Genomic DNA, 25,509 nt, shown 5'->3' on the forward strand with positions numbered 1-25,509 from the left:
CCCCTCGAGGCTGTTTGCTCTACCACCATTTTCAAGGGGAACTGATCGGTGTGGACAGGCGAAAAAAGAAAGTGCCCGCCACCCTTACGGATGTCTCACAGATCTCTACATAATTGGGTTTGACCTGGTGAAATAGGATTTTTTAAGAGAAGCCGCAAGCGAGCGTGCGACCGAAAAAGGCACGCTCACATCAGCGAATACATACAGCCTGTCCCTACAAGCTAAACCGCAAGTAGAGAAAACTGGTCGTAGCGGGTTCCCTCAGCGATCATATCTGTAGCTACAAACTCAGCCGCAAGCAAAGAAAGCCAGCTCGGTCCCTACACCCTAAAGGCGTACGTCTGGATCGAGACTCTGAGCACTCACGCGCATCTCAGACGCCAAAGCAAGCGCTGCTTCAATGCGGATCGGATCAATCTCTCCGGATGCACCGGCAGCGCGAACCGCACAGCCTGGCTCATGGGTATGCGTGCAATCTCGAAACCTGCAAGCCTCTGCCACTTGAGCAATATCGGGAAACGCACGCGCCAAACCCGCCTCATGCCCCAACAGGGTCATGCTTCTTAGCCCCGGAGCATCAGCAATGACTCCATATGCCCCAGGGAGCTTGCACATCACGCGGGCGACCGTGGTATGCCTGCCCTTATCGTCGCGCTCGCGCACCGCGCCCACCGTGAGGGCATCATGGCCTAATAAGGCATTGAGCAGGGTGGATTTACCTGCACCGCTCTCTCCTAAAATCATGGCGCAGGTATGCGGTGGCACTAAGGCACGAATCTCTGCCAAGCCCTCACGCTCAGTTGCTGAAGACACGAGCACGCGTGCCTCGCTTCCTGCTAAGGCTTGGGCAACGCGCAGGGCATCTGCAATCTCATCATCGCTTGCCCGGTCAGACTTCGTGAATACCACCGCAGGCTCAGCACCGCAATCATGCACGAGCACCAGAGCGCGGGCAATACGATCACGCAGGAAGGATCCCGTCTGACGTCCACCCCCTAAGGGCTGAACCACAAGAATACGATCAACATTGGCAGCGAGCACTTGGCGCTCACCGCGATTCTTACCGCGCCAGCGCGCAAACGAGGTACGACGCGGCATCACAGCCTCAATCACGCCAAAATCATGAGCGGGGTCGATACGCACAGCAACAATGTCCCCAATGGCAGGCAGTGCGTCCCCACAACCTCGATCGCGCTTAGCAAAAGCAACCGCATGCTCAGCTCGCAGGACACCACCTTGATGTGCCACCAGCGGAAAGCCTCGATCGAGGCGCACAACACAGCCGAGGGTTAGTCGCTCAGCAGCTGCCTCACCGGCCGATGCTGCAAACGTAGCTCGAAACTCCTCAAAGGAAGCCATCTGCTGGTCATCGATTCGGATGTCGGCGAGTGTCGGAACATCGCGCAAAGCCTCTACCTCAGAAGACCCAGGGCTCATAGTTCCGCTCTCGCCTGCAACGTCCGCAGCCAACGCTTCGCCTACGCCCGAAGTCACGCCCGAAGCCGCGCCCGAGGGCGCACGCATCTGCGCGCCCTCCACATCCGAATCGCTCTGCACTTACTCAGCCTCCACCGAACGCATAATGGCCTTATAGATCTCCATCAACGGAATGATCAGGAAGGCAAGACCTAAGGCTGCACCCAGCGCCTCAACTGAAAGGGGCACAAAGCCAAACATCTCGGCTAAAGGATCAAACTCAACAACAATCACCGTAAGTACGAGCGCTAACAGCGCGGCTCCCCAAAGCCACCAATTCTGGCGACGCATGCTCAGCAGGGATGCACGGCGGCTCCGCATATTGAAGCAGTGGAAGATCTCTACCATTGAAAGCGTAATGAATGCCATGGTCACGCCAACCTCATCAGCGGTACCGGCAACCATGTCTGCAATATTGATATAGCCCATGTCCAGATACACGCCAACAAAGAAAGAGGCCAGCACCAACAAGGTAATCACAATACCTTGTACGATGCAGTCAAGTCCCATGCCATTGGCAAATACGCCATCCGTAGCAGCGCGCGGGCGACGCTTCATCACATCGCCTTCCGCCTCCTCCATACCAAGAGCCAAGGCCGGGAAGCAGTCCGTAATGAGGTTAATCCAGAGGAGCTGCACCGGTCGGAAGATCGTGAAGCCCATGAGGGTAGCAATAAATACTGCAAAAACCTCGGCTAAGTTTGCAGAGAGCAAGAACTGAATAACCTTGCGGATATTGTCGTAGATACGCCGACCCTCTTCTACAGCGTGAATGATTGTGGCAAAGTTATCGTCTGCCAAAACCATATCGGCTACGTTTTTCGTTACATCGGTACCGGTAATGCCCATACCAACACCAATATCGGCGCGCTTAATGGAAGGTGCATCATTTACGCCGTCGCCCGTCATAGCAACAATATTGCCTCGGCTCTTCCAAGCATCCACAATGCGTGTCTTATGCTCAGGCTGCACGCGAGCGTACACGCTATATGAGGTTACCAACTCGTGGAAGTCTTCGTCTGAGATCCGATCAAGCTCAGCGCCGGTTATGGCCTGGCTTGCATCATGCACAATGCCCAATTCCTTCGCAATGGCCACCGCAGTATCAATGTGGTCGCCCGTAATCATAATGGGGCGAATACCAGCCTCACGAGCCTCAACAATCGCTTGCGTTACCTCGGGACGAACCGGATCAATCATGCCCGAAAGTCCGCAAAATACCAGATCATGCTCAATCGCTTCGGTGGTATAGGAGGAAGGAGCCTGATCAAGATGCTTGCTTGCAAGAGCAAGTACACGCAAGGCATCGTCGGCCATCGCCTTATTTGCCGAAAGCAACTCGGAGCGGCGCTCTGCAGTGAGCTCAACAATCTCGCCCTGCTCATAGATATGAGAGCACTGACCAATGACCACATCGGGAGCACCCTTGGTAAACTGCTCCAGGCTGCCATCGAGCATTTTTACTACAACCGTCATCATCTTGCGGCCAGAATCAAAAGGAATCTCTCCCACGCGCGGATGCTCAGCGTCAAGCCCAGTCAAGCCAGCCTTGGCAGCATCATTTACTAAAGCGCACTCAGTGGGCTCGCCTACTGCTTCGCCCAACTCAGCATCAAAGCGAGCATCTGAACAAAGCGCCATACCCGCTAAGAAATGTTCCTCAGAAGATGCCAGCTCATGCTGGACAACCGTCATCTTATTTTGCGTTAAAGTTCCCGTCTTATCAGAGCAGATGATCTGGGTTGAGCCTAAGGTTTCTACCGCAGTTAGCTTACGAATAATGGCCTGGCGCCGGCTCATCTTGGTCACGCCCATAGAAAGCACGATGGTTACCACGGCCACCAAGCCCTCAGGAATCGCAGCAACCGCGAGCGAAACAGCCACCATAAACGTGTCTAAGATCATCTTGGGATGAGCGATCATCTCGCCGCCGTGGCGAATAAAGTCAACCGCAAAGATCACCGCACAAATTGCCACCACCATGATGGTGAGCGTGCGCGAAAGCTCGGCGAGCTTGACCTGAAGCGGAGTAAGCTCCTTTTTTGCGGTGGTCAGTGCGTCTGCAATCTTTCCCATCTCGGTGTTCATACCGGTGCCAACCACCAGAGCACGACCGCGACCATAGACCACAACCGAGCCCATATAGGCCATATTCTTGCGGTCTCCCAAGGGCACATCATCTGCGTCCGATGCAATCTCGATGGGACGTGAGTGCTTTTCCACTGGCACTGACTCGCCGGTTAATGCTGCCTCTTCAATCTTCATCGTGGCAGACTCAAGCACGCGGCAATCTGCAGGGACGGAGTCTCCTGCTTCAAGCAAGACCACATCGCCGGGCACCAACTCAGAGCTCGGAAGTGAGATGAGTTTGCCCGCGCGAATCACCTTAGACTGCGCAGCGCTCATCTCTTGTAGAGCGGCAAGCGCCTGCTCACTTTTTGCCTCTTGAATAACGCCTAGGGCAGAATTAATAATGACGACGATCATGATAATCACGACATCGGCAAAGTCGCCCTCGCCCTGCACGATCCCGGTTATCGCCGAGATGATGGCTGCCACAATGAGCATGATGACCATCGGGTCGGCCATTTGCTCAAAGAAGCGCTTCCAAAGCGGTGTCTTCTCTTCTTCATCCAGCTTATTTGCGCCTACGCGCGCGAGCCGAGCAGCTGCCTCAGCAGCAGTCAGACCCTGAGTCGCGTCAGATCCCTGCTCGGCGAGGACATCCTCGGTCGAGAACAGGTATTCTTTTTGCATGTTCTTCCCCTCCTGGAGTGAATGGTCACCTAGCAGATTGATGCCCGATCATAATTCCCCAGGAGAGGGGCAAGGGCCCATCAAGGCTGCCATGCTAGATGACGTCGTACCACGCTTGCTATATTACCCGAATCATCGGCTCATCACGTGATCTGCCTGATTGAGTCAAGCTATCCCAAAGTTCATCCGCCATAAACGTACAACAGGCGTTGCAAATCAGCCTGGCTTCGGTACACGAGAGAGCACGATCGGCAAGCTGCGACTCCAAAACAAGACCTGATATGAACAGAGGCTTTTCACGCTCCTCGCCGATGCACACAACAAGCGCGCCGCCACCAGACGACGCGCTTGCAACGCTCATATGAAACGCAGACTCAAAATCTCTTAGCGAACCTGAGCCACGTAGGCAACGTTGGTTGAAGAAATCTTGTCCTCGAGCTGAACTGACATACGAGGATCACCTGCCGTGGCGACCGTAATGTCGCCCTTCTTCACATAGCCAAGCTCCTTGGCGGTCTCGATCGCCTTCACGATCGTGCCGTTTACGGTGCCCTGAGTAATGGCAGCGAGATGCGGGGTAACGCCCCAGTACATGATCATCTGCTGCACTGCCCACTCATGGCGAGAGAAGGCAACAATTGGCATGCTTGGGCGGAAGTGAGAAATCAAGCGAGCGGTACGACCGGTGGTGGTAGGAACGGTGATGCACTTGGCGTCCACCGTCGTTGCCATATTCACCGCAGAAAGACCTACTACGTTGTTGACGACGCGGGTGCCATGGGCTCCGGCAGGAACCTCAAGCTTGCCATGAGCTGGCAGGTGCTTCTCGGTCTCGTGAGCAATTTGAGCCTGCATGCGCACAGCTTCAACCGGATACAAACCAGCCGCAGATTCACCAGAAAGCATGACTGCGTCAGTGCCGTCATAAATTGCATTTGCAACGTCTGCTACCTCAGCGCGGGTTGGGCGCGGATTGTGCTGCATGGAGTCGAGCATCTGCGTTGCGGTAATAACCGGCTTATATGCATCGTTGCACTTCTTGATGATCTGCTTTTGAATATGAGGCACCAACTCGGGTGCAATCTCAATACCCAGATCACCACGGGCAACCATGATGCCGTCTGAGTGCTCAAGAATATCGTCGAAATTGTCCACACCTAAGGCGCACTCAATCTTGGGGAAGATCGTTACGTGATCGCCACCATGCTCGCGGCAAAGGCTCCGAATCTCCTCAACCGCAGCACCATCGCGGATGAACGAAGCTGCAATATAGTCAATGCTCTGCGTGAGGCCAAAGAGGATGTCTTCACGATCGCGCTCGGTAATCGCCGGCAAAGAAATATTGATATTGGGCAGGTTCACACCCTTGCGCTCGCCGATGAGACCATTGTTCATAACGGTGCAGTGAATGTCTTGCCCATCAACAGACTCGACTTGCAAAGCAACTAGGCCGTCGTCAATCAGGATGCGAGCGCCCGGGAATACCTCACCAGGCAACGCCAGGTAGTCAAGAGAGATATGCTCGGCAGTTCCTGCAAAGTCTTCAGTTGTGGGCTGAGCGGTTACGATGATCTTATCGCCCGTAGAAACAGAGACTTTCTGATGATCCTTCAAAAGCCCCGTACGAACCTCAGGGCCTTTCGTATCAAGCAAGATTCCGATTGGCTTATTCAGCTCGTGAGCAATCTTGCGAACGCGCTCAATGCGGCCGCGATGCTCATCGTAGGAGCCATGAGAAAAATTGAAGCGGGCTACGTTCATGCCCGCCTTCATCATCTCACGTAAAATGTCCTCGTTGTCACATGCCGGACCCATAGTGCATACGATCTTAGTGCGTTTATACATGAAGACCTCCGGTGGTTTCTTTCGCATTCGATCTGACGTCGCGCATATTATAGCAAGCGGCATTTGTCTAACTCGAAAAACTGTACATATGCAGAGACATTACAAGCAGTTTGCAAGCGGCACCATGGTATGAACAACACGTGTCAGCCAACACGGTCCATATGTCCATACGTACGCATACGAGCTTGGAAGAGCTCTTCGGTTACAACAATCACCTCATTGAAGACCTCATCAAAGAAGTCAGCCGTGAGGAGCCGATACTGAGGGCGCGGCCAGTCACCGCCATTTGCACGAACAATCTCATGAGCTACACCAATCGCAGCAATAACATAGCGGCGCTCAAGCATATATTGAGGAAAGCGCTCAGCGGTTTGCAACAAACGAGGCGAAGCAATGGGCAAGGCTGAGAGATGATGCAAGCGCCCAAAATCATCAAAATCAGCCTGTTTCTTAATGCGGAAACTCTCGCTTGGACGCCCGCCGTGAGCCTCTAAGAATTCGTTCACCCGTGTGTTCCAGAGCTTATCGGCAACCAAATGAGCCCAGGCTCCCAGTACGAGATCAAGCACGGATTGACTCAGGGCTTCTTCATGTATCGGATCTGCCTCAGGTGAGAGCTCAGTGTCGCAAGTTCTTGCGCTCACATAAGCAGGGTGGTGCACAAGACTAACCGCCTTGCGCTCGGCCTCAATCGTTAACCAAGAAACGATAAGGTCGGGCCTGGCCTGCTCCCGCCGCTGCTTGAACGCATCATCTGTGAGTAAGGGCACAACATAGCGATCCCAAAACTCATCCTCGCGCGGCTTTGGAATGGGTTCATGCTCTGCAAAATGCGTCTCAACATAGGGCAGTGGCTGCTCAATGCCCGGAACCATATAGCCGACCAAAATATCTGGCACAATATTTCCAAACAAAAAGGCATTGCGATCGAGCACAAAGTGCGCCAGCGCCCCGGGAGCACCAGCAGCCGAGCTGGGGTTATGCCTCAGCGTTTGATCGGCACCAAAGAGGCGCTCGGTCTGGGCAAAATGGATATTCCAGCTCGGCACACATCCCCCTTACGAGCGGATCTCTCCGCCAACAGCCTTGAGCACCTTACCAACCAAGCGCTCATGAGCCCGTTCAACCTCCTCGCTGGTCAGCGTATGGTCAGCTGCGCGATAGGTTAGCGAGAAGGCCATAGACTTCTTACCCTCACCCACGCGCTTGGGATCGCGGTATACGTCAAAAAGCCTCACATCCTCTAAGAGCTTTCCGCCAGCACTTTGAATGCGCTGAGCCAAATCGAGATAGGTCACCGACTCATCAACCACAATTGCCAGATCCATCTCAACGCTTGGATAGCTTGCCAGTACCTGGTAGCGCCCATGTCCCTGAGCAAGCTTTATGAGCTGTTCCAAATCAAGCTCAAAGCCAGCAACCGGTTCATCAATATCAAAGGCTTCAAGGGCTGCAGGATGAATCTCTCCTACCCAACCCAGCGAGACGCCGCCAGAGAGAACCTCAGCGGCACGGCCAGGCTGCAAGTGCTCAAGCTCGCCCTCACCCGGCTCGCGGAAGCGTAGACGCGGAATTCTCAGCTGCGCCAAGAGTTCTTCGACCACGCCCTTTGCATCAAAGAAACGCAGCGGTTCATGGCGCTGATTCCAACTATCCTTTGCTGCCGCACCCGAGAGCACACCAGCTACCGAACGAAGCTCACGCGGCAAGCTCTTACCACTGCGCCCCCGGAACAAGGTTCCTAGTTCATAAAGCAAAACTCCCACCGCACCATGGTCGCGATTATAGGCAACCGACTGCAAGAGCCCAGGCAAAAGAGAACGGCGAAGCTCAGTTTGCTCAGCTACGAGCGGGTTCATGAGCACGACCGGCTTTCCGCGTCCAACCTCGGTCATGCGTGCGCGCTTTAAATCATCAGGGGCTGCGAAACTAAAGCTCGTCGCCTCATTCAGACCACAGGCTCTAAGAATTGATCCCACGCGGCGCAACAGATGCTGCTCCTCGGTTAGGCCGCCAATATGGTTTCTTGCAGCAGGCAAAGTCGGCTCAACCCGATCCATGCCCCAGATACGCAAGACTTCCTCAATCAAATCAATTTCGCGCACTAGATCTGGTCGGAAGGAAGGTGGCAGCACCGTATAGCCATCAGAAGTCTCATTGAGCATGCAGCCAAGGCGGCTCAAGATACCTTCAATTGCTGCAGCATCAATCTCTGCACCCACAATCGCGGCGACGCGAGTGAGGCGCAGGTGAATGGGGTGAATCTCGCGGGGAGAAGGATAGATCTCAACCGCACCTTCTGCCACCTCGCCACCAGCAATCTCTTGAATGAGGGCGCAGGCAATATCGGCGGCTTGTCTACAGCCCGTCTCATCAACCTGGCGCTCAAAACGAATACTCGCATCAGAAATTAACGACAGGTCACGACTGGTACGGCTCGTAAGGCCAGCGTCAAAGCAGGCGCTTTCGATGAGCACGTCAACAGTTTGATCAGAGATCTCTGAATCTGCACCGCCCATAACGCCAGCTAAGGCCTTGGGGTGTACACCATCGGTAATGAGAGCCATCCCAAACGAAAGCTCGCGGTCAACGCCGTCGAGCGTTTGTATATGCTCACCTGCGTGAGCTGGGCGTACCACAACCAAGCGGTGCCCATCGCGCTCGGCAAAGCTGTTGAGATCAAAGGAGTGCAAGGGCTGGCCTGTGAGCATCATGACGTAGTTGGTAATATCCACAATGCTGTTATGAGGGCGCATACCTAAGGCGGTCAGGCGGCGAAGCAACCACTCAGGCGAAGAGCCAACCGTAATGCCTCGCACCACACGCGCAACATAGCGACGGCACAGACGCTCATCCTCAATCTCAACCGCGAGCTGGCTTGCCACCGGATCCCCAACAGCCTCAGTCAGCTCCGGAAGATCAACCGTAATATCGCGGTCAAGCACGGCTCCTACCTCGCGCGCCATGCCAATCATAGATAAGCAGTCCGGTCGATTGGGTGTAATCTCACATGTAAGTACGGTATCTGACATGCCACGATACTCAGCAAAGGGCATGCCTACCGGGGCATCACTCGGCAAGATCATGATGCCCGCCTGATCAGACCCAATCCCTAGCTCACGAGCAGAACAATTCATGCCGCATGAGAGCTGACCACGAAGCTTACTCTTCTTAATCTTCACGCCGCCGGGAAGCTCAGCTCCTACGAGCGCCACCACAATATGGTCGTTCGCCTCAAAGTTTTGCGCTCCGCAAACGATTTGTAAGGGCTCAGGATTTCCATCCTCTCCCAGATTCCACCTGCCCACATCAACTCGGGTGAGCCACATGTGATCAGAATCGGGATGAGGCTCTTTTGAGAGGATCTGGCCGGTAACGACCCGATCCAGACGCTCTCCCACAACCTCAATAGCTTCAACCTCAGTACCGGTGCGTATCAACTCAGCTGCAAGATCTCGCGGATCTGCAGGAACATCAACCATGGATTTCAGCCAATCATATGAAACCCGCATGTCATACCTCTTTCAGTGGGATCTCTCGGCTTAGAACTGGGAGAGCAGGCGCATGTCTCCGGTCATCAGTGCGCGCAAGTCGGGCAGGTCGTAACGAAGTGCAGCGATACGCTCAACACCAGCGCCAAAGGCAAAGCCGGTATATTCTTCAGAGTCGATACCGCAATTCTCAAGCACGTTGGGGTCAACCATCCCCGAGCCTAAGATCTCAATCCATCCTGAATGCTTGCAAAAGGCGCAACCTTCGCCCCCACATACGCCACAAGAGACATCAATCTCACAGGAAGGCTCAGTGAAGGGAAAGAAGTGTGGGCGATATCGGGTTCGGCGATCCTTGCCAAACATAGAACGCACGAAGTGATCCAAGGTACCTTTGAGATCCGCAAAGGTGATCCCACGATCAACAACAAGTCCTTCTACCTGGTTAAACTGAGGCAAGTGACTTGCATCTGCCGTATCAGGGCGATAGACCCTGCCTGGAGCAATCATATAAATCGGAGGACGGCGGCTTTCCATGGTGTGGATCTGCACACCAGAGGTCTGCGTGCGAAGCAAAATATCAGACTCGCCCTGGGCATGAGCCTCTGGATGAGCCACCGAGCCCGGTGCCTCATCTACCACATAAAACGTGTCGCGAGCTGAGCGGCTAGGGTGATCCATGGGCGCATTCAAAGCGGTGAAATTGTAGTAGCTCGTCTCAACCTGAGGACCAGATTCGACCGTGTAGCCAATGCCACAAAAGACGTCTTCAATCTCTTCGATAATCTGGTTGATGAGATGCTGGTGACCCAAGTGCGGCCGAATGCCAGGCAGGGTTATATCAAGAGCCTCAGCACGCAAGCGCTGGCTTTGCGCCTCGCGAGCCATTTGACCAAAATGCTCGGATAATAAGGCCTCCACAGCTGAGCGCACTTCATTGGCACGCTTACCAACCTGCGGTCGCTCCTCTGGAGCCAGGCTTCCCATCATCCGCATGAGTGCCGTGAGCCGACCTTTGCGCCCCAACAGCGCCACACGCACCGCTTCGAGCCTTTCTTGCGTATCAGCCGCAGCTATGAGCTCACGCGCCTCTTGAGCCAATGCATCAAGATCTTCTAGCAGACTCATACTCTCCCTTTCCATGAAAAACCGCCCCCGCACCTCCCCCAGTGGGTTTGGTGCGAGGGCGGCTGTATCCGCGGTACCACCTCGCTTGGCCACCGGATGTCTCCCGGCAGACCCGCTTTTACCCGATCTCGTTCAGGCAGACGGCTCTCCTACTGCAGCAGTTCACACCACCGGTTCAGATCACAGCTCAGAAGTGAACGTGGCTCCCCTCATAACGGTGGGCTTCCAGCCTCAGACCCTACCTCTCTGTGTTATGAGCGTGCGGCAACCAACCTCTCCGTCAACGCAGTATATGAAAGCATAGCACATCAGGCGCGCCGCTCTCTTGGCTACTTCTTAAGCGAGAAGGTATGTGCCGTATCGTATTGCATGCCGCAGACTACCGTTGCCGTCAGCTGATCGAGGTTATAGACAACCGACCACTGCGTCATATGCGGCTCACCCTTCTTATTCAGACGCTCATTTTGAGCAGAGGCTTGCAGGGCATCCATGGCCTCATGCTCAGTCATAACACCATCGGTAGCGTTCAGGCGACTCATGAGAATATCGTAGCGGTCATACCCACCGCCAAAATCAAAGTTCCCTGGTGAGAGCAAGAAGTTTGTTGCTGCCAGATATGACTTGTTGCCCTGATCAATAACGTTCATATCATTGCCCAGATACTCAACAACCACGCTTTTGCCTGAAGCGTCAGCGATCTGGAAGTGATAGCTGCGCTTGGCGCTCGCATGCATATCGTATTTGCCAAGCATCTCTACCGCCTCATCCACCGTTGCACACTTGTCGAGCATCATGCGGATTGCAGTTGTAGTTGTAATATCGGGCTTATCTGTTTGCTGATGCGTCGGGTCGGTATCAATGAGCAAGACGCCAACGGCAAGACCTTTCTCATTCATACCATCAAGGGGAGCATATGGGGCAGCAAGCGCAGTCACGGCTTTGAGCGGATTATCGGGAAGCTTGTTTTTTCCATAGCCCAAAAAGGCTAGGTTCACCATAGAGATTGACTCATACCCATGTTCTGGCTTCGTGCGCACCAGCATTGCTGGGGAGAATGTCAGGTCAAAATTTCTACCGAAGAGCGCATCTCCTGTCGGTGATGTTGCATTGAAGGTGGCGCAGGCAAGATCGGGCAAATCCAGCTTGATCGGAACTCCCCTCATCAGTCGTGTAACTACAAAATTGATGAGCTCTGTATCGCTTGATGCGCCCTTTTGTAAGAAGTCATCAAAACCATAGTCTCCGTCATAGGTCATCGTATAGAGCGGATGGGAATCAACCTCAGTAATTGAAACCACGGTTTTGATCTCGTGCCTCAATACCGCAGCAATACCGATGAGGCCAATGACCAGCAGAGCGAGCGCCACTAAAATGACGCGCTTGCATATGCGTGCGAATGAGCTCTGCTTATTTGCTTTGGTATTCAACGTAGCCCTCATCATTACCTCTTGTCCTCGTATTGGTTCTGAGTTCGTGTGTTGCCAGATATTTCTTGATCAAGAGCACCCGGTCTTGTGTGCTCGTTCATACCGAATTCCACCCCTACTCCAATGTGGGTAGAAGCACTAAATTTCGATGCAGATTATCATACTTTGTCGCTTGTTTAACAAAAAGAAATAATAACTACGTTAGCTCTGCATGAGAGAACGATTGCTTCCTACATACGGGTCGCCGTGGTTCAATATACAGACAGCGCACGCGACACCGATACTTTTTGAGGAGCACCCATGTCTGACCATCAATCAAGCTCATCACTCAACTCTGAACTCTCGAACGTCGCAAGCGAGCTTCGCCGTCTTGAGCGCGAGCTCTGGAGCCAGGAATATCTCATGAAGCTTGCAGACTTTGACGGATCAACAGCTGCGCCAGAGCAAGGAGCGGCAGCTCGAGGAGAAGCCTTGGGCTATCTAGCCGAGCAACACCACCAGCTGCTCACCAGCGGGGCTTCGTGCTCGATCGTTCGGCGCTCACGTGCCGCCCTTGATGCGGGTGAGCTCAGCGATCAGTTTGCCGATGAAATTCGCGTGCTCGAGCGCGACCAGAAAGAAGCGCTCGCCATCCCTACCGATGAAGCCGTTGCCTGGACAAAGCTCATCTGTGAGGCTGACGCTGTGTGGCACAAAGCAAAGCCCACCGGCGACTGGGAGAGCTTTGCTCCATATCTGGATCGCATCATCTCAGCACTCAAGCGGCAGGCAGCGTATCTTGATCCCACACGCGACCCTTACGACGTGTGGCTTGACCAATTTGAACGCGGACTAACTGCTGCTGACTTTGACGCATTTTGCACCACGGTTCGCAAGACCGTGGTGCCACTCGTAGCAGCAATTACTAAGAAGGGACAACCCAGCTGCCCGTATTTGAATGCTCACGTACCTGAGGCAGCTCAGCGCGCTCTTTCATATGACTTGATGAAACTAGTGGGGCTCGATCACTCAAGTGCCAGCCTTGCCTTTACCGAGCATCCGTTCTCAGAGGGTTTTGCTCAAGGAGACGCCCGCGTTGCTACCCATATTTACGAGAACAACCTCATGTCTAACACCTATTCGGTGATCCATGAGAGCGGGCATGCCATTTATGAGCTGAATGTTGATCCGGCCTATGCCTATACCTGCCTTGAAGGCGGTACGTCGATGGGTATGCATGAGAGTCAAAGCCGTCTGTTTGAGAATACCTTAGGCAGATCTCGCGCCTTTATGGAGCCGCTGCTTCGTCTTTTGCGCATCCATGCGCCAGAGGTCTATGGCAGCGTCTCTGAAGACGAGCTGTATCACGCTGTGAATATTGCAACGCCTTCACTCATTCGCACTGAGGCAGATGAGCTCACCTATCCGCTGCACATCATGATCCGATATGAGATTGAGCGAGCTCTCTTTGCCGGAGAACTCAAGGCAGAAACCGTGCCCGCGCGCTGGGCAGAGCTTACCCAGAGCTACCTTGGTCTTGCTGTCCCAAGCAATACCGAGGGCGCTTTGCAAGACATTCACTGGAGCGGTGGCTCTTTTGGATACTTTCCCACCTATGCACTGGGCAGTGCCTACGATGCCCAGTTTGTAGATGCCATGGAAGCTTCTGGCATTGATCTTGATGCGGCCTGTGCCTCGGGAAACCTTGAGCCCATTCGCAGTTGGCTGAAAGAGAAGATCTGGCGCTGGGGTCGAGCAAAAGATGCTCCCGAGCTGATCTACCAAGCTTGCGGGAGCACCTTTGATCCACGTGTCTTTTGCCGCTATCTCGAGGACAAGTTCTCAGATCTCTACCAGCTTTAGCCAAAGAGATCGACGGGCACCAAATCCAAGTTGCTCGCCTCGATAATCTCCTTGCCGCCAAAGACACACAGAGGAGCCGCTGCAAGCGCGCGATCAAGATCTCCTGCAAGCTCTCGCACACGCTCAGGTGTTGTTGCAAGCACCTGATCTCGAACCTCAGCTCGCCAGCTTGCGCTTCTGCGCTCTAAGAACTCAATATCCTGCCGCGCTGCCAGCCCATAAGGCTTGACCGGCGCATCAAGGGCGGCCACACAGCTGACGATGAGGCCTTCAAACTCCTCTGGAGCTGGCTCAAAGCTAGAAAGCCATGTGGCAGCCCTATCAATCCGCTCCTGAGAAGGATCAATGGCAGGATCGCGGTAGGTATAGCAGGCAATCCGGCGGTCAACTGAAGTTTTAAATCCGCAGCCATAGGCTCCGCCCTTAACACGGATCTCATTCCACAGATAGTCAAAGGTCAAAGCCTGAGATGCAACCTGCCAGGTGCCATCGGTAGCAATGTGTAAGGCGCGCGGATCAGTTGCCCGTGCTGCAAAGCACACATCGCTCGGAATAATAAAGGCTTCATGGCGAGGCTCAGGCAAAGGCACCATGAGCTCTTTGGCTGCAGCCGTGCGCGGAGCCAAGCCAAGGTTTCCTGCCACACGCCAAAAACGCTGATAGTCCTCATCGGAGCCGGTAAAGCTCATCACCAGATCCGTTGAGGTAAAGATGCGCTGCTGCAGATCCACGAGTCGCTCAATAAGCTCGGCTTTACGCTCATCAAAATGCTCGATGAGCTCGCGTAAGAAGCGATAAAAGCCCACGCCTTCCATCTGGTCTGTTGCCACGGCCGCCGGAGAAACGTAGCTCATAGCACGCAAGAGCGCCGCTTGATGCCCAGCATTTATAAAGGACTGTTCCATTGAGATCTTCATTTGAGTCAGCACATCGCGAATGCGCCCCTCATCAGAAAAAACCGTGCGCGCCCAGACCTCATGCGGAATCTCCGCTAACGCCTCAAGCTTTTCTGAAAGAGCGCCTGCGGAGACCTGCAGAATCGGACGAGCTAAACGCCAATCACCCTGGCGCAAGACGGTGGTACTAAAAGAGAGAAAACCGAGCTCAGAGGTGATGAGGGTATCAAGATCTGCGGCACTCCGCTCAGCGGTACCGAGTTGCTTCATGAGGCGTGCGAGTACGACCGCATAGGCAAGCTCAGTAAAGCTGAGATGCGACAGATCAAAATAAGCCTTCATATATGCCAAGCGATGCGTAGGGATATCGTGCATCAAGCAAGGCAGTGGACTTGTTTCATCATACGTTACGGGTGGCTCAGCAGGAGCTGCTCCAATATCCGAGACATGCAAGCGCGGAAGCGTTGCGCGAGCCTCTGGGCTATCTTCTGTCTCCTGAATGCGGCGCAGCTCTTCTACGCGCGCGGCGAGCGCAGCGAGATCTTCACCATCAAGTGCCGACTTGCGCTCTGAAAGCTCATGAGCGATTGAGGCTGCGCTGCCCGCATCTTCGGTAGGCACAAGCTCAACTAAGGCAAAATGCTTACTCTCGCACACCAGCTCCTTGAGTAGATTCTCAAAGTAGCTCGTTTCAAGCTCTTGCCGAAGTTCTGCAAAGATCGGACCGTACTGTAAGGCGCTCGTAGCCGCTGCGTCATCATAGAGCCAGGTATTGAGAGCCTCACAGGCAACAACCACACCGTCAGCCATGCCAAAGTCGCGCTGGCGAAGATCAAACTCACTGCTTGAAAGCACAGCCTCCAAGCGGTCACGCGGAATGCCCTCCTGTACCAACCGAGCGCACTCCTGCTCTACTACACGCCTCAAATCGTGAGCAACATCTGAGTCCGCATTCATGAGAATAATGCTGGCAACTGGCTGCAAATAGGCCGTCTGTACACCACTCACCACATTGCCGCCTAAGCCAGCCGCAAGAATTGCCTTTTTAACCGGAGCTTCGTTTGATCCAAACAAGGCATCAAACATCACACCAGCACCAATAACGCGCTTACGATCAAGAGCTCCTGAGCCGCCCAACACGTACGAGAGGCCAACCATGGCATTCTCAGGCGCAGTCTGCATCTCTTGGCGGTTATACTCACAGATAACCGGCGCTTGCTGCTCTAAAAGATTGGGGCCTGCGTGCTCTGCAGTCCCTGGTAGCGAGGCTACAGGCGCTGCCAGGCGACGCGCTTCGGCATCTCGCTCACGCGCACGATCGCAAAGATAGTGCTCATCTAAAAACTTCAAAGCGCGCTCTACATTCAGATCGCCATACAAGGTGATATAGCTATTTGAAAGCGCATAGTGGCGTCTGTGCGTATCGAGAAATTGCTCATAGGTGAGCTCAGGAATATGCAACGGATCCCCGCCACTTTCATGAGCATACGCGGTATCGGGAAAGAGCGCAGCCATAACCGCTCCATCAAGCACGCTCATAGGATCTGAGAGTGCGCCTTTCATCTCGTTATATACCACGCCGTTATACCGAAGCACGGAGCCCTCATCGCTCACACTGCCACCCTCGGGCGCATCAACCTCAAGATGCCAGCCCTCCTGCTCAAAAATAGCCGGCTTGCTATAGATAGCAGGGTTTAGGACGGCGTCCATATAGACATCCATCAGATTCAGTAAATCCTGCTCGTTCGTACTTGCCACCGGATACACCGTCTTATCCGGATACGTCATGGCATTGAGAAACGTTTGCATTGAGCTTTTAATGAGATCCACAAAGGGCTCTTTGACCGGAAACTTTGCTGATCCGCAAAGCACTGAGTGCTCAAGAATATGAAAGACTCCCGTGCTATCTGAGGGCGGAGTCTTAAAGGCAATGGCAAAGGCCTTATTCTCATCGTCGCAGGCGAGATAGAGCAGGCGAGCACCCGATGCTTTATGGCGCAGCACATAGGCATCGGCGTCAAACTCGGGCACCTCCTCTGAGCGCTCAATCATAAAGCCCGCGATAGGCTCATTGTTGTGCATATTCTTCTGAAGTATTTTGGCTGCTCGCTCACGGGCCTCAACAGCCGAATCTATAGCAGTAGACATGGACACTCCTTCATAACGACCGCTTGGCGGATCTGTGTTCATGAGATCAAGGATACCCAAAACGCACCTATGCGGTAAGGTTGCACTGGCGAGTTATACGAGAAGGGAGCGGGTGTGCTCAGTGACCAGGACATATCCAGCAAGGCCTCCCTCAATGTTTTGAGTTCAAATCCCAATCAAGCCGCACGAGCAGCACGCCGGCGATGGCGTGAGCGCTTAAATGATCAGGCAAGCAAAAAGCTCATCGCAGGTGCCGCCGCGACACTCATTGGTGGTGCTTGTTGGGGATTTTCTGGAACAGCAGCGAGCTATCTTTTTACCCGTTGTCATGTGGATGTCATCTGGCTTATGGGAGCTCGTCAAGTACTCGCAGGTGCACTGTTCATACTGGTTGGCCTTATTTTTGATAGAAAGCGCCTCATCGGACTCTGGACAGACCGCAAGCACTGGCTTGATATGCTTATTTTTTCGCTTCTGGCAATTCTCATGAACCAATTCGCCTACCTGATGACCGTCCAGCTCACCAATCCAGGGACTGCCACGATCATGCAGTGCCTACAGCTTTTGTTCATCATGGCGTTCTCATGTGTACACGGAAAACGAGTGCCTCGTCGTCGTGAAGTTCTGGCGATTATGCTTGCCCTTACTGGCACCTTTTTAATTGCCACAGGCGGCGATCCATCCCGGCTTTCCATACCACCCCTTGGTCTCGTCATGGGTCTTGTTACCGCCTTAGGAGCGGCGCTCATTACGATTTTGCCGGGGCGCATCCTTCCCCGCTATGGTTCTACAGCCGTTACCGGAACAGCCATGGTGCTCTCAGGCCTTGTGGTCTCAACAATCACACATCCGTGGGAATCAATTCCTCCCCTTGATACCGAGGGCTGGATTGCCTTTGCGGTGCTGATTGTTGTTGGATCCTTCCTTGCCTACTTTTTGTATATGCATGGCGTTAAGGAAATTGGTGCGATGCGTGCGGGGCTCTTAGGAACCATCGAGCCAATTTCTGCCACGCTCACGAGCGCGCTCATGCTGGGCACGATCTTTGCTCCCATTGAGATCGTAGGCTTTGCGCTCATTATTGCGATGGTCTACCTTGCCATGTAAGCCCATGTAAGCAATGCTTGGCTAGAACTCGCCAACAAGCTTAACCTCGCGCTCCAGCTCAACCCCAAACTGGCGCTTCACCTCTGCCTGCACATGCTCAATGAGAGCACGGACATCCTTTGCGCGGGCACCACCTGTATTGATCACAAAGCCGCAGTGTTTCTCAGATACCTGAGCAGCACCCACACGCGCTCCGCGAAGGCCAGCATCCATAATGAGTTTGCCTGCAAAATAACCTTCAGGTCGCTTAAACGTTGAGCCGGCACTTGGCATCTCAAGCGGCTGTTTCTCTTCGCGGCGACGACGAAACTCGTCCATCGCAGACTGGATGGCGCAAGCATCATCAGGCATAAGCGCAAAGGTAGCGGAAAGCACGACGAGGCTCTTTTCTGCAATGAGGCTCTTACGATACCCCAGGTGCAAATCTTTCACCGAGATCTCTTTCACCGAACCTGGATAGCCCGTCTCTCCCGGTACCCAGACTCGCACCGACTCGAGAACATCTGCAATCTGGCCACCATAGGCACCAGCATTCATATGACAGGCACCGCCTACCGTGGCAGGAATTCCCCACAGCGGCTCGAGACCAGAAAGCCCTGCCTCAGCCGCGCTCAGTGCAAGGTCGCGCAACAAGGCACCCGCCTGGGCTCGAACCCGAGTTCCCTCAACTGAGATCTCGCTCATATTCTCACGGAACAAGATTACAATGCCTCGAATGCCGCGATCTCCTACCAGCAGGTCAGACCCATTGCCCACCACCGTAAGCGGCAACTCAGATAGAGCAACAATATCGAGGGCGCGCACTGCCTCAGCCTCAGATCGCGGGAGGACTACCACATCGGCAGAGCCTCCAACCTGAAAGGTCGTATGCTCTCGCATGGGCTCAACGAGCAAGACGCCGTCTTCTCCCACGACTGCCCCGAGCGCAGCGAGCACCTCTTCGTTGAAGCTATCGTATTCGTGCATCAGACCCCCTGTGGCCACGTTTGCTTTTTGAGCACTATACCCCAGGCACCAAAACCCTAGGCGAGATCCACCTCAAACGGGACACAACTTGATCGAATAAGAAATTGGCGTATAGTTGAATCGTTCAGTTTCAGGGCGGGGTGCAATTCCCCACCGGCGGTGATCGGGGCATATCCCCGGCAGCCCGCGAGCCGCAACAGCGGTTGATCCGGTGCAATTCCGGAGCCGACGGTATAGTCCGGATGGAAGAAACGGAGGCCAGCATGGCCACACGCATCAGTCCACAACGCATCGCACTCGCCGGTCTGCTTACTGCAGGATCGCTCCTTGCAAGCTTCATTCAAATCCCTATATTTCCCGCAGCGCCATGGCTGTGCTATGACCCTTCAGGTGTTATCTGTCTTATTGCAGCTCTTGTTTTCGGCCCTGGCTTGGGAGTTGCGGTTGCTATCATTTCATGGATCCCCCGCATGTTTCTTGATCCCTTTGGGGTCATCATGGGCATCCTCAACACCTGCGCCTTCATTGTTCCAGCGGCCATCATCTATGAAAAGTCTCGCAAAAGCCGGGCAGGATCGATCGCAGGCATGGTTGTAGGAGCCGTGGCAGCTATTGTGCTTTCATGCGCAGCGAATCTCATCATTACTCCCTTGTATACACCGGTTCCGGTAGAGACTGTGGTGCAGATGATCATCCCGATTCTGCTGCCGTTTAATGCCCTCAAGATGCTTATCAATGTCGTTGCTGGCCAGGTGCTCTTAGCACCCTGTATGAGCGTTCTCTCAGCCCATACCCATGCCTGATTCGTTTGCGATTAGCCTCGATGCTGTCAGGCTTTCATATGGAGCAGTTCGAGCGCTGAATACCGTCTCGCTCCACATCGCTGCCGGCGAATACGTCTGTATTGTTGGTGGCAATGGCTCTGGCAAAACAAGCCTGCTCGAGCTCATGGGTGGCCTCATATACCCATCTCAGGGACGCGTTCTGATCTTTGGAAACAACCCTGAGCATGCACAGAGCATCCAAGAAATTCGCCAGCACCTTGCTATGGTTTTCCAACATCCAGAAGATCAAATCGTAACGAGCAATGTTTCTGAAGACGTTGCCTTTGGCCCTGAGAACCAAGGTGTTGAACCGGCAGAAATTGCACGCCGAGTAGATGAAGCGCTTGCGGCTGTAGGTATGAAGGATTGCGCTCAGGAGGATCCAGCGCGCCTCTCAGGCGGTCAACGCCAACGCATAGCAATTGCCGGAGCCCTTGCTATGCAGCCGAAGATCCTCCTTTTAGATGAGCCAACTTCCATGCTAGATGCTGAAGGGAGAGCTTCGGTTGCCCAAACAATTGAGACCCTGGCACACGGCGGCATAACCATCGTACATGTGACCCACAATATGGAAGAAGCAATGCATGCAGATCGCATTATCGCCCTTCATGCCGGAGAGCTCGTTTTTGATGGAGCGCCTCGTACGTTTTTCTCAGATACGAATCTGATAGAGCACTTAGGACTTGAGCTTCCCTTTCATCTTCGTGTTGCCAGCACTGTGAGAAAAGCAGGCCTTGTTACCCCACTCACCCTTGATGACGAAGCCTTGATACGCTGGGTAGCCACCATGAGCCAGGCTGTGAGCTGCTCACCAAGCGCCGTCTCGCAAAGCTCCTTACCGCCTGTCTATCAGGGTAGCTCGCAAAGCTCCTTACCGCCTGTCTATCAGGGTAGCTCGCAAAACTCCTCACCACTCGCTCATCAGAGCAACTCTCGAGACATTCCGCAAAGGTTCTTACCGCTCGCTCATCAGAGCAGCTCGCGGGCTACCTCGCAAAGCTCCTCACCGCTCGCCCAGCAGAACAATTCGCAGAGCATCTCAGAAAGGCTCGACACGGCTACTCGCACCCCCTTAGCGAATGGCCATACAACACCCGAGCCTGCGCTCGCGTTTCAAAATGCCTCCTTTAGCTACGGCAAACAAAAGAAACGTCGCAAGCGAAAGCTCCCATGGTTTCACCCGCCTACCAACGAGGCACCGAACGCAGTCTCCCACCTCGCCTTTGCAATTGAGCCTGGAACCTGCACGGCTCTGGTAGGAAAGACTGGATCCGGCAAATCAACCACCGCCGAGTTGGCTTCTGCTCTTGTGTTTCCTCACCGTGGATTCGTATCAGTTGCAGGTATTGACACTCAAGATCGCCAGCACAGGCGAATGCTCAGAAAACAAATTGGCTACGTATCTCAGCTACCTGAGCGCCAGCTCTTTGCCGCCACTGTCTTTGAAGATATTGCCTTTGGCCCTTTGAATCTCGGGCTTGACGAGCAAGAAGTAACACAACGAGTTCACTACGCCCTTGAGGTTCTGGGGCTTCCTCAAGACCCCGCATTTCTTAGGCGCTCTCCATTTTCACTCTCAGGAGGTCAGCAGCGCAGCGTTGCGCTTGCCGGTGTTCTTGCAATGCAGCAGCCCATCTTGGTGCTCGACGAGCCTATGATCGGTCTTGACCCTACCGGACGCCAAAGCCTGCGCAGCCTCCTTTTGCGCCTCAAGCGCCAGGGCGTTACGCTTTTAATGGTGACCCATGATATGGATGATGCAGTTAAGCTGGCAGACCGCATGCTCGTATTAGATAGGGGCAGGCTTGTGGCCGACGGAACCCCACGCGAGATCCTCTCAGCTGAACCCCTGATGAGTCCTGGCACGAGCCAAGCTCTCGCACTCTACCGCCGTCTGCTGCAAGCGGGCGCACCCCCAGCACACGAGCGAGAACCCTTGAGCTTTGATGAGCTGATTTCGTATATCGCGTCATGCATATCAGCACCTGAGGAGCCGCAATGCTAGGATCTTCCGGCTTTGGCCAATATCTTGCTGCAAACTCACCTATCCACAAGGCTGATCCACGCATGAAGCTCGTTGTCACCCTGATCTTTATGGTGTCCTGCTTTTTTATCACACGCCTCTCTACCCTCGCGCTTGCCGCCTGCTGTGCCTTACTGGCTGCCTTCATTGCGCGAGTGCCCGCCAGCCGGCTCGTGAGCCAACTTCGCCATGTGTTGCTCTTTTTGACGCTTACCTCGGTTTTTAACCTCTTTTTTGTAAGCACCGGTCCGGTTGTTCTCACAACAGGCCCTCTGATCATTCACCAAGGCGGCATCCTTGCAGCCCTGCTTTACACCCTGCGTTTTGCCATCTTGTTGATTGTGGGTGGATTGCTGCTGCTCACCACGAGTCCCACGTCGCTCACTGATGCGTTTGGAGCACTTTTTGCCCCGCTTGAGCGACTCGGCGTTCCCATCACACAGGCGTCCATGATTCTTTCGATTGCACTTCGCTTTGCCCCTATTTTGGCACGCGAAGCCAATAATGTTCGTGCAGCTCAAACAGCTCGTGGAGCAAGCTTTGAAGGCAAAAGTGCCCTTGCCTATGCCCGAGCCTCTATACCGATTCTCATTCCGCTTTTTGCCAGCGCATTGCGCCATGCAGAAAACCTCGGGCGCGCTATGGATGCTCGAGCCTATACGGGAGGGGCAAAAAGAACGCACTACCGCATCATGCGCCTCAGCCTGCGATACGACCTTCCGCTTGCAGTCGGTCTGGTCGTCTATATTATTGGACTCATTACGCTCTCGCTCATGTGAGCACAACAGAAGAGCCACTCTCAACAATGAGAGCGCCGATGCACCCTGACACCGACGCTCTTTTATCTGCAATAATCGAACGCCCGCCACACTCAGCAAGCGCTTTGGCTTCTACGCACTATCCAGCAAGGTTGATGCCATTTGCCCAACCCCAGCGCGGAGTAACCGTGCTGCCGTAGTAGCTAATCCACTGATCCAGATCAATGCTTCTGATGTAGCCAATATTATCCATAACGGTATTGCCGCCTACGTAGATACCGACGTGACCATACACGCTTCCAGCCTGCGTATGGGGATGCGTAGACACCGCAATAATCATGCCAACGCGCAAAGCGCTCTTATCAGAGCTGACGCACCACGCGTTATACATATCGTCTGCGTTGCCATACACGCTCGGCATACCGGCATTTTCGAAAACATAATCAACCCAAGCAGCACAATATCCATAGCCTGGGGAAGGCGTTACTGAACAAGCACTTACCACTCGTGCCTGAGCATTTGCCCCAGCAACACGCTCGCTCACGCCAGGGGTAACTCCAGCGCCACCCGGGCGCGAAGCCGCAGTACGACGAGCACGCTCAGCTGCTAAACGACGCTCTTCTTCGGCCTTAGCAGCTTCGAGCAGCTCATTGTCACGCTTGGTAATAAGTTGCTTTACCTCACTTGAAAGCCCATCCAAGAGTGCCTGGATCTCAGCTTTTTTAGCTTTCATCTGCTCAAGCTGATCAGCCTGAACTTGCTTTAATACCTCAAGTTCTTGCTTGGCAGCCTCAAGCTCGTTCTTCTTATCTTGGAGATCCCGACGAATCTCATCGATCTCTTTGATTGCCGCCTGATCATGCTCGTTGACCTTGCCCAAGTAAAACGACTTGGAAATTAAATCATCAAACGAAGATGAAGAGAGCAGCATAGCTAAGGCGTCGTTGCCACCCTTTTTGTAATTTGAGGCAACGCGATCAGAAAGTGAGCTCCGCTTTTGTGTCAGCTCAGCTTCTTTTTGGTTGATAGCCTCTTGGGTAGCATCGATCTCTTTTTGCACGCCTTCGATCTTACCGATCGTCTTATCCTGCTCCTGAGAGAGCTGCTGATACTGAGCGGTAATATCGTTCATTTGCGTTTGCACGCGATCAAACTCAGCCTGGGCATTTGCAAGCGCCTGCTTCGTTTCCTCAGTAGCATCTACCGCAAAGGCACGCGTGGGCAAACCAAAGAGCACCGAGCTTGCAGAAAGGCCAAACAGACCTGCAAGTACCGAACGGCGGGAAACCGGGAACCGCTCAAAGGAAGAAGCTGAGCGAGGTGCCTGGTGGTCATGTTGAATACGCTTGGACATATCTGCTCCATTTAGTATGTATGTATATGTCGGCAGTCCAGAAATCTCATCTAGGATACCGCAGTGCAAAACAGCTCGCCAATCTTCACGAAGCCCCAACACCTATCCACGGAGGCTCACACATATTGAGCGGTATACTAAAGGCATTCGCCAGCGAAAGGAGTTCCATGTCAAACGCATTGAAGCCTGAAGAGACCTGCGTGTTGGTAACGGGAGGTGCCGGGTTTATTGGCTCGCACACGGTCGTTCAGCTCCTTGAGCAGGGCTATGAGGTTGTAGTCGTAGACGATCTTTCAAATGCAAGCCCCGTTGCCATCGATCGCATCTCAGAGATTGTGGGTGACTCGGCAGCAGAGCGCCTGACCTTTGTGGAGGCAAATATTCTTGATCGGCCTGCGCTTGAACGTGTGTTTTCTGAGCATAAGATCGATCGCGTCATTCACTTTGCCGGCTTTAAAGCGGTTGGCGAAAGCGTTTCTAAGCCAATTGAGTACTACCATAACAATATTGAAGGCACCTTGGCGCTCGTAGATGTCATGCGCGCTCACGGCTGCACATCGATCATCTTCTCCAGTTCCTCCACCGTCTATGGTGACCCTGATCATCCACCAGTAACAGAAGAGGATCCCAAAAAGCAAGCTACCAACCCCTACGGCTGGACGAAATGGATGATCGAACAGATCTTAACTGATATACACACTGCTGATCCGAACTGGGATGTTGTTTTGCTTCGCTACTTTAATCCCATCGGAGCACACCCGTCTGGCAAGATTGGCGAAGATCCCAAGGGTATCCCAAATAACTTGGTGCCCTATGTTGCACAGGTAGCAGTGGGCAGGCTTGAAGCTGTTCAGGTCTTTGGAGACGACTATCCCACGCCCGATGGCACCGGTGTGCGCGACTATATCCACGTGGTAGACCTTGCCCGTGGTCATGCTGCTGCCCTTGCATGGATGAATGGCAAAACCGGCGTTGAAGTTTTTAATCTGGGCACTGGAACGGGAACCTCAGTACTTGAGGTCATTCACGCATTTGAAGCTGCCTGCGGGCATAAGATCCCCTATGTCATACGCGAGCGCCGCGCAGGAGATATTGCCGCTAACTGGGGCGATGCTTCTAAGGCAGAGCGCTTGATGGGCTGGACTGCCGAGCTGGATATTAACGATATGTGCCGTGATTCCTGGAAGTGGCAGTCAATGAATCCCGATGGCTTTAGGACTGCGCATGAGGGCTCTAGCGCAAGCGCATATGAAGGAGCGCGGGGCATATAAGCTCCCAGCACATGCTCTGCACGATCTTGTGCTCTGGCCAAGGCGCACGAGGACGAAGGCCCAGTGCCCAGGACAGGCAAGATAGATGAGATATGCTGAGTCCTCAACACAATGGTGGAACAGCATAAGGGTGCGGGATGCATCGGGCTTCAAGTCTCACGCACCCCATGGTTTACTGGAGCGAACTCGGATAGGA

General features: G+C 53.8%; 16 protein-coding genes and 1 riboswitch. Of the genes, 6 read left to right on the forward strand and 10 right to left on the reverse strand.

Features of this window, described 5'->3' with window-relative positions:
- Nucleotides 1-327 precede the first annotated feature (327 nt).
- The 7 genes from rsgA to K6V98_RS02510 all read right to left on the reverse strand — a co-directional run bounded on the left by rsgA (nt 328) and on the right by K6V98_RS02510 (nt 12,136).
- The gene (gene rsgA / locus K6V98_RS02480) at nt 328-1,557 is read right to left on the reverse strand and encodes a ribosome small subunit-dependent GTPase A (protein ID WP_371734504.1); all 1,230 of its coding nucleotides are present in this window, start codon (nt 1,555-1,557) and stop codon (nt 328-330) included.
- Nucleotides 1,558-4,233: a cation-translocating P-type ATPase gene (locus K6V98_RS02485; protein ID WP_222198959.1), complete on the reverse strand. Its 2,676-nt coding sequence runs from the start codon at nt 4,231-4,233 to the stop codon at nt 1,558-1,560. It lies immediately after the preceding gene.
- Nucleotides 4,234-4,617: 384 nt separating this feature from the next.
- Nucleotides 4,618-6,078 (reverse strand): pyruvate kinase, encoded by a 1,461-nt coding sequence (gene pyk / locus K6V98_RS02490; RefSeq protein ID WP_222198960.1) that lies wholly within the window; start codon nt 6,076-6,078, stop codon nt 4,618-4,620.
- Nucleotides 6,079-6,221: 143 nt separating this feature from the next.
- Nucleotides 6,222-7,127, reverse strand: a complete 906-nt coding sequence (locus K6V98_RS02495; RefSeq protein WP_222198961.1) for a hypothetical protein — start codon at nt 7,125-7,127, stop codon at nt 6,222-6,224.
- Nucleotides 7,128-7,136: 9 nt separating this feature from the next.
- Nucleotides 7,137-9,590, reverse strand: a complete 2,454-nt coding sequence (gene pheT, locus K6V98_RS02500; protein ID WP_222198962.1) for a phenylalanine--tRNA ligase subunit beta — start codon at nt 9,588-9,590, stop codon at nt 7,137-7,139.
- A gap of 30 nt (nt 9,591-9,620) precedes the next feature.
- The gene (pheS, locus tag K6V98_RS02505; RefSeq protein ID WP_222198963.1) at nt 9,621-10,697 is read right to left on the reverse strand and encodes a phenylalanine--tRNA ligase subunit alpha; all 1,077 of its coding nucleotides are present in this window, start codon (nt 10,695-10,697) and stop codon (nt 9,621-9,623) included.
- Nucleotides 10,698-11,026: 329 nt separating this feature from the next.
- Nucleotides 11,027-12,136 (reverse strand): C45 family autoproteolytic acyltransferase/hydrolase, encoded by a 1,110-nt coding sequence (locus K6V98_RS02510; protein WP_306792677.1) that lies wholly within the window; start codon nt 12,134-12,136, stop codon nt 11,027-11,029.
- Between the two features lie 288 nt (nt 12,137-12,424).
- Here K6V98_RS02510 and K6V98_RS02515 point away from each other — a divergent pair, with 288 nt between their 5' ends.
- Nucleotides 12,425-13,966, forward strand: coding sequence for a carboxypeptidase M32 (locus tag K6V98_RS02515; RefSeq protein ID WP_222198965.1), 1,542 nt, complete (start codon nt 12,425-12,427; stop codon nt 13,964-13,966).
- Here the strand turns inward: K6V98_RS02515 and K6V98_RS02520 are convergent.
- Complete coding sequence (locus K6V98_RS02520) at nt 13,963-17,010, reverse strand: insulinase family protein (protein ID WP_222198966.1); 3,048 nt, start codon at nt 17,008-17,010, stop codon at nt 13,963-13,965. The genes K6V98_RS02515 and K6V98_RS02520 overlap by 4 nt on opposite strands.
- A 114-nt stretch (nt 17,011-17,124) precedes the next feature.
- Between K6V98_RS02520 and K6V98_RS02525 the strand changes: the two genes are divergently transcribed.
- On the forward strand, nt 17,125-18,117 hold the full coding sequence (locus tag K6V98_RS02525; protein WP_222198967.1) for a DMT family transporter: 993 nt from the start codon (nt 17,125-17,127) through the stop codon (nt 18,115-18,117).
- Between the two features lie 21 nt (nt 18,118-18,138).
- Here the strand turns inward: K6V98_RS02525 and murB are convergent, their stop codons facing one another.
- Nucleotides 18,139-19,083 carry a UDP-N-acetylmuramate dehydrogenase gene (gene murB, locus K6V98_RS02530; protein ID WP_222198968.1) on the reverse strand — a complete coding sequence of 315 codons (945 nt, stop codon included), beginning with the start codon at nt 19,081-19,083 and terminating at the stop codon, nt 18,139-18,141.
- Between the two features lie 122 nt (nt 19,084-19,205).
- A riboswitch (FMN riboswitch) is annotated at nt 19,206-19,341 on the forward strand.
- Nucleotides 19,342-19,346: 5 nt separating this feature from the next.
- Between murB and K6V98_RS02535 the strand changes: the two genes are divergently transcribed.
- From K6V98_RS02535 to K6V98_RS02545, 3 genes are read left to right on the forward strand one after another with little or no spacing between them, the layout of a single operon-like run.
- Nucleotides 19,347-19,886 (forward strand): ECF transporter S component, encoded by a 540-nt coding sequence (locus K6V98_RS02535; protein WP_222198969.1) that lies wholly within the window; start codon nt 19,347-19,349, stop codon nt 19,884-19,886.
- Entirely contained in the window at nt 19,879-21,912 is a 2,034-nt protein-coding gene (locus K6V98_RS02540; protein WP_222198970.1) for an energy-coupling factor transporter ATPase, read from the forward strand. The genes K6V98_RS02535 and K6V98_RS02540 overlap by 8 nt, the downstream gene beginning before the upstream one ends.
- Entirely contained in the window at nt 21,906-22,709 is an 804-nt protein-coding gene (locus K6V98_RS02545) for an energy-coupling factor transporter transmembrane component T family protein (RefSeq protein ID WP_222198971.1), read from the forward strand. The genes K6V98_RS02540 and K6V98_RS02545 overlap by 7 nt, the downstream gene beginning before the upstream one ends.
- Before the next feature lie 118 nt (nt 22,710-22,827).
- On the opposite strand, the gene K6V98_RS02550 is transcribed toward K6V98_RS02545, so the two are convergent.
- Nucleotides 22,828-24,042 carry a coiled-coil domain-containing protein gene (locus tag K6V98_RS02550; RefSeq protein ID WP_222198972.1) on the reverse strand — a complete coding sequence of 405 codons (1,215 nt, stop codon included), beginning with the start codon at nt 24,040-24,042 and terminating at the stop codon, nt 22,828-22,830.
- Between the two features lie 167 nt (nt 24,043-24,209).
- Between K6V98_RS02550 and galE the strand changes: the two genes are divergently transcribed.
- A complete protein-coding gene (gene galE, locus K6V98_RS02555; RefSeq protein ID WP_222198973.1) occupies nt 24,210-25,313 on the forward strand; it encodes a UDP-glucose 4-epimerase GalE in 1,104 nt (367 codons plus the stop codon).
- Nucleotides 25,314-25,509: the final 196 nt, after the last annotated feature.

Source organism: Collinsella ureilytica, assembly GCF_019795105.1.
Lineage (GTDB): Bacteria > Actinomycetota > Coriobacteriia > Coriobacteriales > Coriobacteriaceae > Collinsella > Collinsella ureilytica.

Bases quoted from the DNA above. Each gene is read 5' to 3' on its own strand.
- K6V98_RS02550 (WP_222198972.1), bottom strand. From the start codon at position 24,042: ATGTCCAAGCGTATTCAACATGACCACCAGGCACCTCGCTCAGCTTCT.
- murB (WP_222198968.1), bottom strand. From the start codon at position 19,083: ATGCACGAATACGATAGCTTCAACGAAGAGGTGCTCGCTGCGCTCGGG.
- galE (WP_222198973.1), top strand. From the start codon at position 24,210: ATGTCAAACGCATTGAAGCCTGAAGAGACCTGCGTGTTGGTAACGGGA.
- K6V98_RS02545 (WP_222198971.1), top strand. From the start codon at position 21,906: ATGCTAGGATCTTCCGGCTTTGGCCAATATCTTGCTGCAAACTCACCT.
- pheT (WP_222198962.1), bottom strand. From the start codon at position 9,590: ATGCGGGTTTCATATGATTGGCTGAAATCCATGGTTGATGTTCCTGCA.
- K6V98_RS02540 (WP_222198970.1), top strand. From the start codon at position 19,879: ATGCCTGATTCGTTTGCGATTAGCCTCGATGCTGTCAGGCTTTCATAT.
- K6V98_RS02510 (WP_306792677.1), bottom strand. From the start codon at position 12,136: ATGAGGGCTACGTTGAATACCAAAGCAAATAAGCAGAGCTCATTCGCA.
- pyk (WP_222198960.1), bottom strand. From the start codon at position 6,078: ATGTATAAACGCACTAAGATCGTATGCACTATGGGTCCGGCATGTGAC.
- pheS (WP_222198963.1), bottom strand. From the start codon at position 10,697: ATGAGTCTGCTAGAAGATCTTGATGCATTGGCTCAAGAGGCGCGTGAG.
- K6V98_RS02485 (WP_222198959.1), bottom strand. From the start codon at position 4,233: ATGCAAAAAGAATACCTGTTCTCGACCGAGGATGTCCTCGCCGAGCAG.
- K6V98_RS02520 (WP_222198966.1), bottom strand. From the start codon at position 17,010: ATGTCTACTGCTATAGATTCGGCTGTTGAGGCCCGTGAGCGAGCAGCC.
- K6V98_RS02535 (WP_222198969.1), top strand. From the start codon at position 19,347: ATGGCCACACGCATCAGTCCACAACGCATCGCACTCGCCGGTCTGCTT.
- K6V98_RS02515 (WP_222198965.1), top strand. From the start codon at position 12,425: ATGTCTGACCATCAATCAAGCTCATCACTCAACTCTGAACTCTCGAAC.